At 62.4% G+C, this 16,101-nt stretch carries 16 protein-coding genes and 1 pseudogene; 5 read left to right on the top strand and 12 right to left on the bottom strand.

Translation table 11 applies throughout. From position 1 onward, the window contains the following. Positions 1 to 105 precede the first annotated feature (105 nt). Positions 106 to 561, top strand: coding sequence for a VOC family protein (locus BM110_RS08495; RefSeq protein ID WP_092250698.1), 456 nt, complete (start codon positions 106 to 108; stop codon positions 559 to 561). Here the strand turns inward: BM110_RS08495 and BM110_RS08500 are convergent. Further along, positions 539 to 1,165 (bottom strand): TetR/AcrR family transcriptional regulator, encoded by a 627-nt coding sequence (locus BM110_RS08500; protein ID WP_093513137.1) that lies wholly within the window; start codon positions 1,163 to 1,165, stop codon positions 539 to 541. The two genes, BM110_RS08495 and BM110_RS08500, sit on opposite strands and share 23 nt — an antisense overlap. 134 nt (positions 1,166 to 1,299) lie before the next feature. Here BM110_RS08500 and BM110_RS08505 point away from each other — a divergent pair, with 134 nt between their 5' ends. Then, positions 1,300 to 1,740, top strand: a complete 441-nt coding sequence (locus tag BM110_RS08505; RefSeq protein WP_093513138.1) for a hotdog fold domain-containing protein — start codon at positions 1,300 to 1,302, stop codon at positions 1,738 to 1,740. 173 nt (positions 1,741 to 1,913) lie between these two features. Here the strand turns inward: BM110_RS08505 and BM110_RS08510 are convergent, their stop codons facing one another. The 4 genes from BM110_RS08510 to BM110_RS08525 form a co-directional block, all read right to left on the bottom strand. Next, entirely contained in the window at positions 1,914 to 3,971 is a 2,058-nt protein-coding gene (locus BM110_RS08510) for a methyl-accepting chemotaxis protein (protein ID WP_093124797.1), read from the bottom strand. 268 nt (positions 3,972 to 4,239) lie between these two features. Then, complete coding sequence (locus BM110_RS08515) at positions 4,240 to 4,539, bottom strand: DUF3144 domain-containing protein (RefSeq protein ID WP_093513139.1); 300 nt, start codon at positions 4,537 to 4,539, stop codon at positions 4,240 to 4,242. A 39-nt stretch (positions 4,540 to 4,578) separates the two neighbouring features. Further along, on the bottom strand, positions 4,579 to 5,274 hold the full coding sequence (locus tag BM110_RS08520; protein ID WP_093513140.1) for a tRNA (adenine(22)-N(1))-methyltransferase: 696 nt from the start codon (positions 5,272 to 5,274) through the stop codon (positions 4,579 to 4,581). Beyond that, positions 5,271 to 5,990: a FadR/GntR family transcriptional regulator gene (locus BM110_RS08525; protein ID WP_071490160.1), complete on the bottom strand. Its 720-nt coding sequence runs from the start codon at positions 5,988 to 5,990 to the stop codon at positions 5,271 to 5,273. Before BM110_RS08525 ends, BM110_RS08520 begins: the two co-directional genes overlap by 4 nt. Positions 5,991 to 6,222: 232 nt before the next feature. Between BM110_RS08525 and BM110_RS08530 the strand changes: the two genes are divergently transcribed. After that, positions 6,223 to 7,581, top strand: a complete 1,359-nt coding sequence (locus BM110_RS08530; protein ID WP_093513174.1) for an MFS transporter — start codon at positions 6,223 to 6,225, stop codon at positions 7,579 to 7,581. 19 nt (positions 7,582 to 7,600) lie between these two features. Continuing rightward, complete coding sequence (gene gudD, locus BM110_RS08535) at positions 7,601 to 8,926, top strand: glucarate dehydratase (protein ID WP_093513141.1); 1,326 nt, start codon at positions 7,601 to 7,603, stop codon at positions 8,924 to 8,926. A gap of 74 nt (positions 8,927 to 9,000) precedes the next feature. Here the strand turns inward: gudD and BM110_RS08540 are convergent. Then, a pseudogene (locus tag BM110_RS08540) lies at positions 9,001 to 9,174 on the bottom strand (DNA-binding protein); the annotation flags it as partial. Positions 9,175 to 9,199: 25 nt separating this feature from the next. After that, entirely contained in the window at positions 9,200 to 10,123 is a 924-nt protein-coding gene (locus BM110_RS08545; protein WP_093513142.1) for an ABC transporter substrate-binding protein, read from the bottom strand. Between the two features lie 241 nt (positions 10,124 to 10,364). Between BM110_RS08545 and BM110_RS08550 the strand changes: the two genes are divergently transcribed. Further along, positions 10,365 to 11,606, top strand: coding sequence for an acyl-CoA dehydrogenase family protein (locus tag BM110_RS08550; protein WP_071490164.1), 1,242 nt, complete (start codon positions 10,365 to 10,367; stop codon positions 11,604 to 11,606). 122 nt (positions 11,607 to 11,728) lie between these two features. Here BM110_RS08550 and argE read toward each other — a convergent pair whose 3' ends face one another. From argE to BM110_RS08575, 5 genes are read right to left on the bottom strand one after another with little or no spacing between them, the layout of a single operon-like run. Beyond that, positions 11,729 to 12,877: an acetylornithine deacetylase gene (gene argE, locus BM110_RS08555; RefSeq protein WP_071490165.1), complete on the bottom strand. Its 1,149-nt coding sequence runs from the start codon at positions 12,875 to 12,877 to the stop codon at positions 11,729 to 11,731. Beyond that, the gene (locus BM110_RS08560) at positions 12,874 to 13,548 is read right to left on the bottom strand and encodes a DUF1028 domain-containing protein (protein WP_093513143.1); all 675 of its coding nucleotides are present in this window, start codon (positions 13,546 to 13,548) and stop codon (positions 12,874 to 12,876) included. Before BM110_RS08560 ends, argE begins: the two co-directional genes overlap by 4 nt. A 10-nt stretch (positions 13,549 to 13,558) precedes the next feature. Next, complete coding sequence (locus tag BM110_RS08565; protein ID WP_092250667.1) at positions 13,559 to 14,290, bottom strand: class II aldolase and adducin N-terminal domain-containing protein; 732 nt, start codon at positions 14,288 to 14,290, stop codon at positions 13,559 to 13,561. A gap of 54 nt (positions 14,291 to 14,344) precedes the next feature. Then, a complete protein-coding gene (locus BM110_RS08570) occupies positions 14,345 to 15,175 on the bottom strand; it encodes an ABC transporter substrate-binding protein (protein WP_071490168.1) in 831 nt (276 codons plus the stop codon). Positions 15,176 to 15,203: 28 nt separating this feature from the next. Then, positions 15,204 to 16,076, bottom strand: coding sequence for a phytanoyl-CoA dioxygenase family protein (locus BM110_RS08575; RefSeq protein WP_093513144.1), 873 nt, complete (start codon positions 16,074 to 16,076; stop codon positions 15,204 to 15,206). Positions 16,077 to 16,101: the final 25 nt, after the last annotated feature.

The raw sequence follows: 16,101 nt of genomic DNA on the forward strand, positions 1-16,101 counted from the left end.
GTCTTGGAAACAGACTACGCCAGCGTCCGGGAGTGCCGACAATTAAATTTCAACGCGACAAACACTCGTGGTTACCATGGGGATCGAATCCACAGGAGTTCCGCCATGGACCTGAAGTTCAGTCACGTCGACATACTGGTCGAAAACCTCGAGGAGGCCTGCGCCTATTACGCAAACATCCTCAAGGCACGCATCTCCAAGACCTTTGTGTGGGAACGCGGCGGTTTGCATGTGCGTTATGCCGTGGTGCTGATGGGGCAAGAGCGGTTCATGCTGGTGCAGCCGATTGCCGGGAATCTGCGCGAGCTGTTGGACGCCCACGGCGAAGGCATGATTTACCGTCACTGCTACACCACACCGGACATCGAGGTCGCCTATGACGAGCTGATCGCCGCCGGTGTGCAGCCCGAGAATGAAAACGGCGTGCCCCTGGCCCGCGAGAACCTGCAGTCGCCTTCCGGCGGGCGCATTATCTGGCTACCCAAGCGCTTCGGGAACTTTTCCATGGAGATCCTGGAAGAGAAGACACTCGAGGCGTTTATTGTGGAGGCGTTTGGCTGATCGACGCCCACGCCGCCTGGGCCAACAACGACGCATAGGCATTCGGGCTGTTCTTGACCCGCCCGGACAACCACGCCCGGGCGTAGTTTTCTGCCGCGCCAATGATCAGCGATAGCAAAAGCTCGGCGGGAATGTGGCTGAACGCCTCAGCGCGGCCCTCCTCGCTCATCCACTCGGTCAATTGCCGATTGCGCTGTTTGTTGCGGGTGAGCAATTCATCCTTGAACGGGCCGTTGGCCACGGCGAAACGGCTCTGGAACACAAAGCGCGCCCAGTCGGGTTGCGCGTCCACCCACTCCACATAGCTGCACACCAACGCTTGCACACCTGCCTGGGCGGTTTGCGCGTGCGTCAGGTAGTGCTCACGCAGGGCGGCCTGGTCCTCCAGCGCGGCAAAAAACAGCGCGGCGACGATGCCTTCCTTGCTGCCGAAATGGTGGTAGATGGCGCCCACGCTGGTGTCGCACCGCGCGCGGATGGTTTCGATGTTCGTGGCTTCAATACCCACCTCGTTAAAACAGGCCAGCGCCTCGCGCAGGATGCTGCGCTTGAGGTCACTGCGCCGGCCCGGGAAGGTGCGCTCGATCAGGTCAGGTGCGTGCATGAAGTCGCTCGCCAAATGTGCGGAGTCTAAAGCTACAGCAGCCGCTAGAGAAGGCATGGCTTGACACCTTTAGAATTAACAGAATATTGTTCTGCCACAGAATATTATTCTGTAACCCTATCAGGAGGAAACCCATGAGTCAGTTTCTCAGCATGTTCAACAGCGTAGGTCCAGCCGCCTTCAGCCAGATGGCCTGCCAGGTGGCGCCCTACTTCAGCACCATCAACCCTGAAATCGCCGAACTGCGCCCAGGCCACTCGGTGGTCAACGTGCCGTTTCGCAAGGAAATCACCAACCACCTGGCTTCGGTGCATGCCATTGCGTTGTGCAACGCGGCGGAATTGGCCGGTGGCACGATGACCGATGTGTCGATCCCCCAAGGCGCCAAGTGGATTCCCAAGGGCATGACCGTGGAGTACCTGGCAAAGGCCAAGTCGAACATCCGTGCGGTGGCGGATGGCAGTTGCATTGACTGGGCAACGGCTGGCGACAAGATCGTGCCGGTGGATATTTTCGATGAGGGCGGGATGAAGGTGTTTACGGCGAAGATCACCATGAATGTGAAGATCGCCTGAGGACACGGCCGCAGGAGGAGGACCTGACCCGGTGCTGAAAACAGCGCAGGACAACATGTGGGAGGGGGCTTGCTCCCGAATGCGGTGTGTCAGTCGCTGAATCTGTTGACTGGTACACCACAATCGGGGGCAAGCCCCCTCCCACATTGGATCTGGTTTGTTTGGAAGACAGCTCAGCCCAGGCGGAACCGCGCAGTGTTGTCACTCAGTGCCTGGCTGCCTTTGCTCAGGGTATCGGCTGCGCGGTTCACTGCCCGCGCACCGTCGAGCAAGCGTCCGGCGGCCTGGTCCACTTGCTGGATGTTGCCGCTCACTTCATCCGCCGTCGCCGCTTGTTCCTCGACGGCGGTGGCGATCTGCGCCAGGGTGTCGGTCACCTGCTGCACCGCCCCGGCGATCTCGCCCAGACGGGTGCCCAGCCCGGTGACGGACTCCGCATCCGCCAGCGCTTGTTCACACGCGGCGCCCATCAGGGTGACCGCCTGGCTGACCGTGGCGCGCAGGCTGTCCACGGTACCGGCGATCTGTGCGGTGGAGGCCTGGGTGCGCTGCGACAAACTGCGCACTTCATCGGCCACCACCGCAAAACCACGGCCCTGCTCGCCGGCGCGCGCGGCTTCGATGGCGGCGTTGAGGGCCAGCAGGTTGGTCTGTTCGGCGATGCCGCGAATGGTGTCGACCACCGACTGAATCTGCTGGCCCTGCTGGCTGACTTGCTCCAGGGCATCGGCGGTATCAGTCAGGCGTTGGTTGAGTTGCTGGATGCTGGCCGTGGTGCGCTGGCTGTCACGGCTGCTGTCTTCGGCAATACGCCGGGTCTGCTGGGCACTGCCCGAGGCGTGCTCGCAGCTTTTGGCGACGCCCAGGGAAGTGGCGGCCAGCTGGGTCGCGGCGGCGGCAATCTGGCTGATTTGGTGTTGCTGGTCTTCGACTTCGGTAAGGGTGCTGCCCGATTGCGAATTGAGGGTGAGCACCGCCGAGCCGAGTTGCTGCGTCTCGTGATTGACCCCCAGCAGGCTGGTGCGCAGTTGCACCACCGCCACGTTCAGCGCGGTGCTGATGGCCGCGAGTTCGTCGCGCCCTTCCACCGCCACCTCCACGCACAGGTTGCCGTCGCGCAGGGACTCGGCCAGGGTGGTGATGCCGCTGGCGCTGCGGCGGATCGAGGCTTGCAGGCACATGAACAGGTACAACGCGGCCAGGGCCAGCAGGCTGAATATGGCCGCGACGGGGACAAATTTCTGCAACGAACGGTCACGGTAGTGACCCAGGCGCGCATCCAGCGAGTCGAGGGACTGGTTACGCAGCGCGCCCAGGCTGTCGAGCATGCCGTCGACACTGGTTTCGAAGGCCGCGGTGTCAAGCTTGATGGTGCCGCCGAACACGCCGTCGTCGAGCACTTTGAGTTCGTTGTCCAGGCGTTGCAGGCTGGTGTCGTACTGGGTGGTCCAGGGTTCCAGGCCGGCATATTGCTTGGCCTTGAGCGAGGCCGCCGCCTTGACCAATTGGTCCCGCGCATCGCCGATACGGCCGCGCAGGTCACGCATCTGCAAACGGCTTTGCAAGGTGAATTGCCCCGAGGCGATGGACGACTGGCCGACACTGGCCATGCGCCCGATGCGCTCGATCAGGTCCGGTGTGTACTGGGTGGAAATCTGCATCAACAGGTAGGTTTCCAGCCACGGGTCGAGAATCAGGCCGGCGTCCAGGGTGATCTGTTCGCGCAGGGTTTGCATGGCGGTCAGGGCCGAGGTGAAACGGTCGTAACCGTCCGGCCACCAGCCCACGGTGCGCAGGGACTGGGAGTCCATGCCCTTGACCGTGGCCTGCAACGCATCGAAGCGGGCCAGCACGTCGGCGCCGGCATTCCGGGCCTTGAGTGAATCCCCCAGGGCTTGCAGGCTTTGCAGGATCAGCGGGAAGTTCGCATCGACCTTGTCCATCGCCGCCTTCGCCGCCGGGGTCGGGGCATGCAGGATATCGGCGGCTTTCCAACGCGCGGCCAGGTTGCGCTGGGCCGTCAACTGGCCGTCCAGCCCATCCAGGGCCAGCAGTTGGCGAACGCCGGATTGCTCGCTGGAAATCACGGTCAGCTTGTCGCGATAGTCCGAGCCGATCATCCACAGGCTGCCCGCCAGGGGCAGCATGAACAGGAAGAATAGAATCTGGAACTTGCGCGCAAAGCCGAACCGCCCCAGCAGGCGGATACCCGGTGATAAAAGGCTGTGCATGTGCGACCACTCCCCAAAAACGACCCAGGCGGTGCACCGCCGGGCGAAGCCTTGAAATGACTAACAGCAAAATGCCATGTCATTGATTGGGAAGGCACTAGCAAGATGTGGGCCGTTGGTAGAGAGGCCGGATACAGACGGGTTGGCACCTGATGGTGCACGCAAAGCGCCCTGAAATGGGGCAAAAGCACCCATCATTGAGCGCACATTTGTAACCACGCCACGAATCCAAGCCCCCTCCTACATTTTCACCCGCCGACAGCCTCGCTTACCCTTGCGTCCGTCCGGTCATGTACCGGCTGAAGTTATTAATGTGATCATCCAGATTATCCTCAAGCATCATCCGGTACTGGTCGCAGAAGTACTTCAACATCGCCTCCCGTGCATCGGCCATTTCCGCGCCGGACTTGAAGTTGCGCGCACTGGCCCAGGCGTTGAAGCGCGTGGTGCCAAACATCATCGAGGCGCTGACCTGGCCGAGGTTTTCGTGGGCCTTGAGCTGCGCGTTCGACAGCTCGATATGCGCGTCGGCGCGGTCGTAGAAGGTGGGGTCGATGGCGTCTGCCATGGTGGTTTTCCTTGGTCATCAGGTTTGAATGAGGGTCGATCAAGCCAGCAGCACGGTGATCCACCTGGCCTGTTGGGAAATCTCCTGCCACTTTTCCTGCGGCACCGCCTGCCGCGCCTGCTCGAAGCTGGCCAGGGTCTTGTGCTTTTGCTGCAACAGGCGCTGCCACTTGGCCAGGAACGCCGGGCTGCGCGCCTGCATTTGCAGGGGGCCGAAGTACAGCTGTTCGGCGGTGTAGGCCACCGGTCCGGTGCGCTCGGCGACGATGATCTCGTAGTAGAAACGGTTCTCGTGCAGCAGCTCTTCATGGAGGATCGCGTAGCCGTTGTCCATCAGCCACTGGCGCAGCGGTTGTTCGCCACCGTTGGGTTGCAGGATCAGGCGCTCCTGACCGCTCAGGTACTGTTTGCCGCTTTCAAGAATGTCGCGGATCGTCTCGCCGCCCATGCCGCAGACGCTGATAGCGGTGATGCCGTCATGGGGTTCGATGGCCGCCAGCCCATCGGCCAGGCGCACGGTGACCTGCTGTTCCAGGCCGTTGTCGCGCACGGTACGTTGCGCCGCATGGAATGGCGTGGTCGCCACCTCTCCCGCCACTGCCGCCGTGATCAGGCCGCGACGCAGCAACGCCACCGGCAAATAACCGTGATCGGAGCCGATATCGGCCAGCCGCGCACTCGCCGGTACGTTAGCGGCCACGCGCTCCAGGCGCAGGGATAAGCTATGTTCGTTCAACGGCCCTGCTCCCCGGAAAAACGATCGCGGCTGTTGGTCAGGTGCAGCACCATGGCGGCACGGGCGGCGTCCGGGTCCTGGCGTTTGATCGCGTTGAAGATCGCCTCGTGTTCCAGGTTCGCCAACTGGCCCAGCCTGGCGAAGTCGGCACCGCCGCGCTCATCGCCCTTGACCTGGGTGCGCGGGATCATCGCATTGCCCAAGTGCAGCATGATTTCGGTGAAGAAGGTGTTGCCGGTGGCCTCGGCGATCAGTTGGTGAAAGCGTTTGTCTTCCTCCACGCAGCTGTCGTTACTGGCCAGGGAAGCCTGGTAGTCGTCCAGCGCCTGGCGCATGTGGGCCAACTGGGCGTCGGTGCGGCGCACGGCCGCCAGCGCGACGGCTTGTACTTCAAGGCCCAGGCGCAACTCCAGCATGTTGCGCACGCTGGCCACCGTGTCCACATGCAGACGCAAACCTTGCTGGGCCTGCTGCTCCAACACAAAGGTGCCGATGCCGTGGCGGGTCTCGACCAGGCCGGACGCCTGCAACTTGGAGATAGCCTCGCGCACCACCGTTCGGCTCACGCCGTGCTCGTGCACGATGGTGGATTCCGAGGGCAGTTTTTCACCGGGTTTGAGTTGGCCGAGCAGGATGCGCTGGGTCAGCGCGTCGACCACGCCTTGGGCCAGGTTGGTGGAGCGTCTGCGGACAGAGCTTCCATTATCGATGGGCATATTACGCGTCCACAGGGTTGAGCAACCGCAAGCTTAACATCCCCACCTGGCCCTCGCGCCTACGGGGTGGTTGATGCCCAAAAAATCGCCAACTTGTATGACAACCAATTTATAAAGCGCTCTATAACCAAGAAAATCCAAGGATGTTGCAGAAAAAATAAAACAGCTTGTATGATGTCTGGCAACTCGACACGCAAACCCACATAAAAACAATCAGGGGGAGTCTGGAATGGTGACCACTTCAAGCCATGCATCTGCCACACCCGAAAATGATGCCGTCCTCACGCGCGCCGTGAGCAAGGTGAAGGGCCATGTGCTCCCACTGTTCGTGATCATGTTCATCCTCAACTACATCGACCGGGTCAATATCGGTTTTGTGCGCACGCACATGGAACACGACCTGGGCATCGGCGCAGCGGCGTATGGCTTCGGTGCCGGGTTGTTCTTCATCGGCTATGCCCTCTTCGAAGTGCCCTCCAATATGCTGCTGCAAAAGGTCGGCGCGCGTATCTGGCTGACCCGCATCATGTTCACCTGGGGCATCGTCGCCACGCTGATGGCGTTCATTCAGAACGAAACCCACTTCTACATCCTGCGCTTCTTGCTGGGCGTGGCTGAAGCCGGCTTTTTCCCGGGGGTGATCTACTACTTCACGCGCTGGTTGCCCGGTGTGGAGCGTGGTAAAGCCATTGCGATTTTCCTCAGTGGCTCGGCGGTCGCGTCACTGATTTCCGGTCCGCTTTCCGGCGCGCTGTTGCAGATCGAAGGGTTTGGCTTTCACGGCTGGCAATGGATGTTTGCCATTGAAGGCCTGGCCTCAGTGGCGCTGGGGTTCTTTGTGTGGTTCTGGCTCGACTCCAAACCCCACGACGCCAAATGGATGACCCGCGAGGAACAGGACGCACTGGTCAATGCCATCGACCAGGAACAACGCGACCGCGAAGCCCTCACCCGCGTCAAGCCGACCCTCGGCAAGCTGCTCAAGGACCGCCAGATCCTGCTGTTCTGCGCGTTGTATTTCTGCATCCAGCTGACGATCTATGCCGCCACGTTCTGGCTGCCGAGCATCATCAAGAAGATGGGCGACTTGAGTGATGTTCAGGTCGGTTTCTTCAATTCGATCCCGTGGCTGATCTCGATCATCGCCATGTATGCCTTCGCGTCGTTGTCCGGCAAGTTCAAGTTCCAGCAGGCCTGGGTCGCGGCAGCACTGCTGATTGCGGCGGCGGGGATGTTCATGTCGACCACCGGCGGGCCTATCTTCGCGTTTGTGGCGATCTGCTTTGCGGCCATCGGCTTCAAGTCGGCATCGTCACTGTTCTGGCCGATCCCCCAGGGCTACCTGGATGTGCGCATTGCCGCTGCGGTGATCGCGCTGATCAACTCCATCGGTAACCTGGGCGGCTTCGTCGCGCCGACCACCTTCGGCTTTCTGGAGCAGACCACCGGTTCGATCCAGGGTGGCCTCTATGGCCTGGCCGGCACCTCGGTGCTCGCCGCGATCCTGGTGTTTTTTGCCAGGACAGCCCCCTCTGCCGCATTGAAGCCACCGAGCGGCGTGCCCACCGCCGCCCTCGGCAAACCACTTTGAGACCCGTCAGGAACCTGCCATGAATACTCCCGTCGTTACGCACTTCCAGGTCATCCCCGTCGCCGGCCACGACAGCATGCTGCTCAATCTCAGCGGCGCCCATGGGCCATACTTCACGCGTAATATCGTCATCCTCAAGGACAGTTCGGGCAACACCGGCGTCGGCGAAGTGCCCGGCGGCGAGCGCATCCGCGAAACCCTGGAAGACGCCCGCAGCCTGGTGATCGGCCAGCCCATCGGCCAGTACCAGCGCATCCTCAACCAGATGCGCAGCGCCTTTGCTTCACGCGATGCCGCCGGTCGCGGCCTGCAGACCTTTGACCTGCGCATCACCATCCATGCCGTCACCGCCATGGAGGCAGCGCTGCTCGATTTGCTGGGCCAGTTTCTCGAAGTGCCGGTGGCGGCCTTGCTCGGCGAAGGACAGCAGCGCGATGCGGTAAAAATGCTCGGCTACCTGTTCTATGTCGGCGACCGCAACGCCACCACGCTCGCCTACCGCAACGAAGCCGACAGCGACGACGACTGGTTCCGCCTGCGCCACGAAACAGCCCTGACCAGCGACGCCGTGGTACGCCTGGCCGAAGCCGCCCAGGCCAAATACGGCTTCAACGACTTCAAGCTCAAAGGTGGCGTATTGAGCGGCGACGCCGAAATCGAAGCGGTCACCGCCCTGGCCGAACGCTTCCCGGATGCACGCATCACCCTCGACCCGAACGGCGCCTGGTCACTGAAGGAAGCCATCCGCCTGTGCCGCGACCAGCACCACGTACTCGCCTATGCCGAAGACCCCTGTGGTGCAGAAAACGGTTACTCAGGTCGTGAGGTCATGGCCGAATTCCGCCGTGCCACCGGCCTTAAGACCGCCACCAATATGATCGCCACCGACTGGCGCGAGATGGGCCACGCGATCCAGCTGCAATCGGTCGACATCCCCCTCGCCGACCCGCACTTCTGGACCCTGCAGGGCTCGGTGCGTGTTGCACAGATGTGCCATGAGTGGGGCCTCACCTGGGGCTCGCACTCCAATAACCACTTCGATATTTCCTTGGCGATGTTCACCCAGGTGGCCGCCGCAGCACCGGGCGACATCACCGCCATCGACACCCACTGGATCTGGCAGGACGGCCAGCGCCTGACCAAAGCGCCGCTGAAAATCGAAGGTGGTTACGTGAAGGTCCCAAGCAAACCAGGCCTGGGTGTGGAGATCGACCTGGACGCCGTGGCCCAGGCCCACGAAGTCTACAAAGGCATGAGCCTCGGCGCGCGGGATGACAGCGTGGCGATGCAATTCTTGATTCCGGGGTGGCGCTTCAACAACAAGCAACCCTGCCTGGTGCGATAACCCCTTCCTGCAGGAGCGAGCTTGCTCGCGAAGATCGCCAAGGATAAAGCGTCCTCTCCGGATAAACGCAATGCCTAGGTTTTCTTCGCGAGCACGCTCGCCCCTGCAATTGGCTGTACCGTCAGCTCGACGCCCAAGGCCAGCATCAGCTTCTGGATCGTCTCGTAGCGGGTCTTCGAGCCGCCTTTCAACGTTTTATAAAGACTCTCCCGGTTCACCCCAGCCGCCTCGGCCACTTTGTTCACACCTTATGAGCGCTTGTTTCCCCGATGTTTAAAGCACCCGATCAAACAACGGCGCCACGTCATACCGCTGCTTCAACATCTGTGCATCCACCAAAAAGTCCGCCGTGGCCTGGGCCTCGCTGATAATCGTCGGCGAGATCGGCAGCACCTTGATTGCATCGCGCTTGAACCACACCTTGGCGATTTCCGGCGCCGACTGGTTGGCCTTCGCCCAGGCTTCGGCGTATTCATCGACGTGGGTGTTGCTCCAGGCTCGGGCGCGAGTCAGGCGGGCAATGAAGTCTTTGATGATCGCGCTTTTCTGCGCCAGGGCCGGCTCATACGCCACGATGTAGGTCGGCGCACTCATCAGGCCCTTGGCGTTGCGGATCAGGGTGCTGCCTTCTTTTTCCTGCAACGACACGTAGGGTTCCCAGGTGCCGAAGGCGTCGATGTCGCCCTGGGTCAACGCCAGGCTGGCCTCGGCCGGCAGCAGGTATTTGAAGTTGACGCTGCTGCGCGGCACCCCCGCTTCATCCAGCGCCTTGTACGCCAGTTGCTGGCTCCATGAGCCGTTCCAGATGGCGACGGTCTTGCCTTTGAGGTCGGCCACCGAGTGAATGCCCTTGCGCGCCACAATGCCCACGCCATCAAGGCTGGTCTGGGTGCTGGCGACGACTTTTACCGGTGCGCCGTTGGCGGCCAGGCTGATCACCGGGGTGTCGCCGACGATGCCCACATCCAGCGCGCCGCTGGCCACGGCCGAGGCTACCGGGGAACCGGTGTTGAAGCGCTTGAAGTCGACTTTGTACGGCAGGTCCTCCAGCTCGCCGGACAGCTCCAGCACGATGCGGTTGGAAAAGAACTGGTCACCCACGACGAGGGTCAACGGCTCGGCGGCGCTGGCCGACGGACCATAGAGCACAAGAGAGGCCACGCCCAGCAAGGACAGCAGTGTTCGACGGTTGATCATGAAAAATCCCACAGGGTTAGAGGGTTGGTTTAACCATCTGTGGGCATGCAGTCTGGTCGCGTCAGGTAGAAGCTAACGCAATAAAAGCGCGGGGTTTAATACTGTTGGGCACTATCGATAGAACCGTCCCACAGGTCGCTAGTTGCTTTTCGTATTAAAACCTTCGCTGCCGCTGGGTTAGGGTGACGTCACCAGACCACTGGACCCCAGCACCTGAACCACTTTCAGCAAGGTCCATTGCATGTCGATTCCCGCTTTGAATATCTGGGGCGCTCCGCCCACTGCCCGCTACGAACAACTGGCCGCGCCGTTTCGCCCACTGTTTGCGCACATTCTCGCGCAGGCCGCCGAGGCGGATCAGACACGCGCCAGCCTCGCCACGGTGATCCAGCAACTGAACGCCCTGGGTTTGCCGCGCTGGCGCCTGCCGGCCAGTTATGGCGGCCAGGATGCGACCCTGGTCGAGCTGCTCACGCTGCTTGCGGAACTGTCCGCCGCCGACTCCAACATCACCCAGGCCCTGCGCGGCCACTTTGGTTTTTGCGAAGACGTGCTCAGCGCCAAGGACCTCGACTGGCGCGCCAAGTGGCTGGACCGCCTCGGCCAAGGCGCCCTGCTCTCCCCCGGCAGCACCGAAGTCGGCAACGGAGCCCGTGGCGATTTCGACACCCGCCTGCACCGCGATGCCGCCGGCGCATTGCGCATCAGCGGCAAGAAGTTCTACACCACCGGCGCGCTCTACAGCGACCTGATCAATACCATCGCGACCGGTGAAAACGGCACCGTGTATACGGTTGTCGTCGACCTGAAAGCCCCCGGCGTGAAGATCGTCGACGACTGGAACGGCTTCGGCCAACGCCTCACCGCCAGCGGCACCTGCATCTTCGATCACGCACCGGTGATGGACAACGACGCGCGCCCCACCCAACAGCGCTTCGGCCATGGACAGTCGTTCTTCCAGCTCTACCACCTCAGCACCCTCGCCGGAATCGCCCGACGCGCCGCCCTCAGCGGTGCCGAAGAACTCAGCCAGCGCGCCCGCACCTTCACCACCGGCAATGCCGACACCGCAGGCCAGGACGTGCAACTGCTACAGGTGATTGGCGAAGTCGCGAGCCAAGCCTACGCTGCTCAAGCGATTGCCCAGCAAGCGGCGCAACGCCTGGAGTACACCGCGCAGTCTGTGATTGCCCATGACCAGCCACTGCATGACGATGATCCGCAGGTTGCATTGGCCGAGCTGGAAGTGTGCCTGGCGGTGAACCCGGTGGTGGATGCGACGCTGGCCGCGACCACCGCCTTGTTCGACGCCCTGGGCGCCAGTGCCACCGCCAGCAGCAAGGCGCTGGACCGGCTGTGGCGCAACGCGCGCACCCTGGCGAACCATAACCCGCGGGTGTACAAGTCGCGGATCGTAGGCAATTACCTGGTGAATGGAGTCCTGCCGCCTGCGCAGTGGCGGGTGGGTGTGGCAAAGCACTGACAGTTAGAGGGCACAACAAAGATCAAATGTGGGAGGGGGCTTGCCCCCGATTGCGGACATCCAGTCACTGCATTGTTAGTTGACCCATCGCCATCGGGGGCAAGCCCCCTCCCACCGGTAACCTACACGCTCACAAACTTCAGCACCCGCGCCAACATCCGGTCGCAGGCCTGCAACTGCGCCAGGCTGATGAACTCGTCCGGTTTGTGGCCCTGCTCCATGCTGCCAGGCCCACACACCACCGTAGGAATACCGGCCTGGTCGAACAGACCACCCTCTGTCCCAAAGGCCACCGTGCCAAAATCCTGCGAGCCACAGAACTGCGCCACCCATTCGGCGGCCTGGCTTTCAGGCGCTGTGGCCAGCCCGGGATAGCTCGACAACTCACTGATGCTGATCGCCGATTGCGCACTCACCGCGCGCATCGCCGGCAACAGTGAGTACTCGGCGTAGTCGCGCAGTTGCTGCACCACCTGCCAGGGATCCTGGGCCGGCAGCGAGCGCACTTCAAAGTCGAAACTGCAGTCCTGCGGCACGATATTGAGCGCCTTGCCGCCACTGATCAAACCAGTCTGCACCGTAGAAAACGCCGGGTCGAAACGCGCATCCAGATGCTCTGGCGCCTTGAGCGTTTCGCCGAGCCGCACCCATTCGCTGACCAGGCGCGCCGCGTATTCAATGGCGTTCACGCCCGCCGGCGCGTACGCCGAATGGCACGCCGCGCCATGCACCTGGCAGCGCATCGCCAGCTTGCCTTTGTGGCCCAGCACCGGCTTGAGTTCGGTGGGTTCGCCAATCACACACAGCAGCGGCTTGACCGGCTGCCCGTGGAACCGCTCGATCAGCGAGCGCACGCCCAGGCAACCGACTTCCTCATCGTAGGACAGCGCGATATGCACCGGCATGCGCAACGGCGCCTGCACCAACGCCGGCACGCACGCCAGCACACAAGCGATGTAGCCCTTCATGTCCGCCGTGCCACGGCCGTACAACTTGCCGTCCTGTTCGGTCAGCTCGAACGGCGCCACGCGCCAGCGCTGCCCGTCCACCGGCACCACATCGGTATGCCCGGACAACACGATGCCGGGCACCTGCGCCGGACCAATCGTCGCAAGCAGGTTGGCCTTGCTCTTGTGCGCGTTGTACACCAGCTCACAGGCCACGCCGTGGTCTTGCAAATAGGTGCGCACGAAGTCGATCAAGGCCAGGTTGGATTCGCGGCTGGTGGTGTCGAAACGCACCAGTTGCGCCAGCAGGTCGCGGCTGTTCATCGGTCATCTCCCGGCACCGCATAACCCGGTGCGATCTGCGGGTTGAGGGCGCGGTCGATGTAATCCTGCAGTTGCCCGCGATAGGCTTGCCAGAGTTGGTCGAGGGCGCTGATCGGGTCCGCATCGGCCCAATCCACACGCAGATTGACCACTGGCCACAGCAGGTCATCGACAATCACCAGCGCCGCCGAATGCACCGGCCCCGCTTCACCACCACCTGCCACACCGGCGTGCATCGCGGCCAGCAGGCGGTCGGCCAGATGCCCCGGGGCCGCTTCGAACGCCGCCACCATGGCCTCGATTACGCCGGGGTTGGCCAACATGTTCCCTGCCACCACGCATTGCTCGCCGCTCACTGCGTGGTGAATACCCAGGGTCTGCGCACCGCTGAAATGCGCGGTGCGGCCCAGGTGATCAATCACGCTGACCTGCCGATACTCGCTGTGATCCTGACCGGCCAACGTCGCCAGTGCTTCACTCGGTGTCAGGCCCTGCTCCAGTAAATCCAGCACCTGAGGCCCCAGGCTCGGCAAGGTAATGTTCTGCGATGCCACCGCGCCCACGCCGGGACGCAGCCATGGGCAACGCGCGCCCACGGCAATGCTCGATGAGCTGATCGCAATGCCCAACTGGCCCGTCTCGGCGCAGCGGGCGACAACGGAAAACGTCATGGAGGTGTCCTCAATCGAGCACGGAAGGGTCAGCGTCGATCATCAGCTGCTTCATTTCTTCGAAATGCTGGCGCGAGAAGTCCGCGATGCCTTCCCAGCCCCGCGCGGTTTTTTCTGCCACTTCATCGGACAGCACCCGCAACGGCTGTCCGGTGGACCAGGCCGTGACGAGGATCTGGCAGGAACGTTCCAGGGTCCAGATGTCGTCGAAGGCTTCACCGATGGAACCGGCCGTGACCATCACGCCGTGGTTGCCCATCAACAAGCGCGTCTTGCCGTCGAGCAACCCGGCCAGCCGTGCGCCTTCGGCCTCGGTGTCGGCCATGCCGCCGTACAACTCGTCCACAGCCACGCGGTTGAAGTAACGCGCGGTGTTCTGGTCGATCGGCGGGATGTGCGGCCTGGCCAGGCACGCCACCGCCGTGGTGTACACCGGGTGCAGGTGCAGCACCGCACGGGTCTGTGGCAACAGCCGGTGGATCTGCCCGTGGATCGACCAGGCCGTGGCGTCCACGTGGGGGTGATCGGCACAGGCCGTGTCGTGCGCATTCAACAGCAACAGATCGCTCGCGCGGATACGCGAAAAGTGCTTCCACTTCGGGTTGAGCAGAAACTGTTTGCCATCAGCCGAAACGGCGGCACTGAAGTGGTTGGCCACCGCTTCATGCATGCCCAGGTGGGCGATGATGCGAAAGGTCGCCGCCAGGTCGATGCGCGTCTGTTCTTCGTGGGATAACGCCATGGATCGCTCTCCGCAGGGCGCGGCCGCAGGCGAATGCGGCACGCGCGTGTAGGTTTACTTCGGCATCAGTGCGGCGATGTCGGCATCGGTCGGCGCTTGGAAGTTGTACTTCTTGAGCAGGGCGGCGTACTCCGGCGTGGCGCGGTATTTTTCCAGGCCGTCGAGCAGGGCTTTTTTCACCGTGTCATTGCCTTTCTTCACGCCGAAGCCGTTGAGCACCGGGTAGATCAGGGTGTCGGACGAGATCACCACGCGGCTGCCGAGCTTGTCGATCACGCCTCGGGCCACGGCGGCATCGGTGATCTGCGCTTCGACGGCGTGGGCCAGCAGCGCCTGGGTGGTTTGCGGGTCGGTGCTGTATTCGCTGATCTGGATCGGCTTCAGGCCCTTGGCGACGCAGTATTCGGTGGACAGCTTGTTCATCTGCGCCAGCCACGAGGTGGCCCCCATGGAGCCGATCTTGTGGCCGCAGAACTCTTCCGGGGTCTTGGGCTGGAAGGCGCTGTCCTTGAGGGTGAGGATCGACTCGCCGCTTTTCAGATAAGGGATCATGTCGATCACTTTGACCCGCTCGGCGGTGATGTACATCGACGAGTTGGTCACATCGAAACGCCCGGCCTGCAGGCCAGTGATCAGGTTGGGGAAGCGTGTGTCGAGGGTCTCGACCTGGCGGCCCATGACCTTGCCCAGGCCGTCCATGAACTCGATATCAAAACCCGCCGGCTTGTTGTTATCCATGTACTCATAGGGGAAGAACGTCACGTCGGAACCGGCGATGATCTTGCCGTCCTGCTGGAACGCCGAAGCGGCCAACGAGGTCAGTGCAACGGCTGCGCCCAGCAGGCACACGGCAAGGGGACGAACACTTTTACGAAACGCTGTCATGGTGATTACCTGCAAGGGTTTAGGGGGGTTAGGCAGTGGCTGAATCTTGTCCCGCCTGTTGCACGAAGAACGACGCACCACGGGGCTTCTGCGGCAGGCGCATGTGGTTGTCGGTGGAACGCACCAAGCCACTTTCTTCACCGGCCACCAACAGGCCGGCATGTGCGCTGGGCAACGGGTTTTCGCCGAAGGGCAGCGCGTCTTCAGCGGCATAGACACTGATGAACAGCGTGCGCGGCAGTTCGGTCTCGTTTGGGCTGGAAGCATGCAAAAGCCGGGTGTGCATGAAGCACACCGAGCCGGCCGGCCCGTAGCAGGCCACCGGTTGCTGGCAGTGTTGCGCGACCACGCTGTCGTCCACCGAACCGGTGAAACGCTGGTGCTGCCAGTGCGACCACAGCGGGCCCTTGTGGCTGCCGGGGATCACGTTCAGCGGGCCGTTCTGCGGCGTCACTTCGCTGACCATCAGCAAGGCTGTGACGATGTCGTCGTTGCTGTGGGGCGTGAACAGAAAGTCCTGGTGCCACTTCACCTGCGTCGCGGTGTGGGGCAGTTTGGAGTTGATCTTGCTGTGGTGAAAACGCGTGCCCCGGGCGCCGATCAACTGCGCGCAAATCGCCGCCATGCGCGAGTGCAACGCCACGCGCTCATAAGCCGGCGAAATCTCCGTGGGCGAGCTGACCCGGCGCAGGGACGGGTGGTCGGCGCGGTGGTCGCCCTCCAGGTCAAAGCGCTCACGGCCATCGACAGTGGCGCCCCAGCCCCGGTCATGGCTGCGGCTTTCTTCCACCCATTGGTCGAAGTCGTGCTGCAACGCGGCCACTTCATCCTGCGACAGCACGCCTTCGACCACCAGGAAGCCGTCGCGCTGGAATTGTTCGATTTGCGATTGCTCGATCATTTTAGTGTTTCCTGAACGTTAAAGA

This window comes from Pseudomonas sp. NFPP28, from assembly GCF_900115535.1.
In the GTDB taxonomy this organism is placed as follows: Bacteria; Pseudomonadota; Gammaproteobacteria; order Pseudomonadales; family Pseudomonadaceae; genus Aquipseudomonas; species Aquipseudomonas extremorientalis.

Excerpts from the sequence above, each read along its gene's own strand:
- BM110_RS08575 (WP_093513144.1), bottom strand. The coding sequence starts at position 16,076 with ATGATCGAGCAATCGCAAATCGAACAATTCCAGCGCGACGGCTTCCTG.
- BM110_RS08505 (WP_093513138.1), top strand. The coding sequence starts at position 1,300 with ATGAGTCAGTTTCTCAGCATGTTCAACAGCGTAGGTCCAGCCGCCTTC.
- BM110_RS08515 (WP_093513139.1), bottom strand. The coding sequence starts at position 4,539 with ATGGCAGACGCCATCGACCCCACCTTCTACGACCGCGCCGACGCGCAT.
- BM110_RS08500 (WP_093513137.1), bottom strand. The coding sequence starts at position 1,165 with ATGCACGCACCTGACCTGATCGAGCGCACCTTCCCGGGCCGGCGCAGT.
- argE (WP_071490165.1), bottom strand. The coding sequence starts at position 12,877 with ATGAACAGCCGCGACCTGCTGGCGCAACTGGTGCGTTTCGACACCACC.
- BM110_RS08550 (WP_071490164.1), top strand. The coding sequence starts at position 10,365 with ATGTCGATTCCCGCTTTGAATATCTGGGGCGCTCCGCCCACTGCCCGC.
- gudD (WP_093513141.1), top strand. The coding sequence starts at position 7,601 with ATGAATACTCCCGTCGTTACGCACTTCCAGGTCATCCCCGTCGCCGGC.
- BM110_RS08560 (WP_093513143.1), bottom strand. The coding sequence starts at position 13,548 with ATGACGTTTTCCGTTGTCGCCCGCTGCGCCGAGACGGGCCAGTTGGGC.
- BM110_RS08510 (WP_093124797.1), bottom strand. The coding sequence starts at position 3,971 with ATGCACAGCCTTTTATCACCGGGTATCCGCCTGCTGGGGCGGTTCGGC.
- BM110_RS08525 (WP_071490160.1), bottom strand. The coding sequence starts at position 5,990 with ATGCCCATCGATAATGGAAGCTCTGTCCGCAGACGCTCCACCAACCTG.
- BM110_RS08565 (WP_092250667.1), bottom strand. The coding sequence starts at position 14,290 with ATGGCGTTATCCCACGAAGAACAGACGCGCATCGACCTGGCGGCGACC.
- BM110_RS08545 (WP_093513142.1), bottom strand. The coding sequence starts at position 10,123 with ATGATCAACCGTCGAACACTGCTGTCCTTGCTGGGCGTGGCCTCTCTT.
- BM110_RS08495 (WP_092250698.1), top strand. The coding sequence starts at position 106 with ATGGACCTGAAGTTCAGTCACGTCGACATACTGGTCGAAAACCTCGAG.
- BM110_RS08570 (WP_071490168.1), bottom strand. The coding sequence starts at position 15,175 with ATGACAGCGTTTCGTAAAAGTGTTCGTCCCCTTGCCGTGTGCCTGCTG.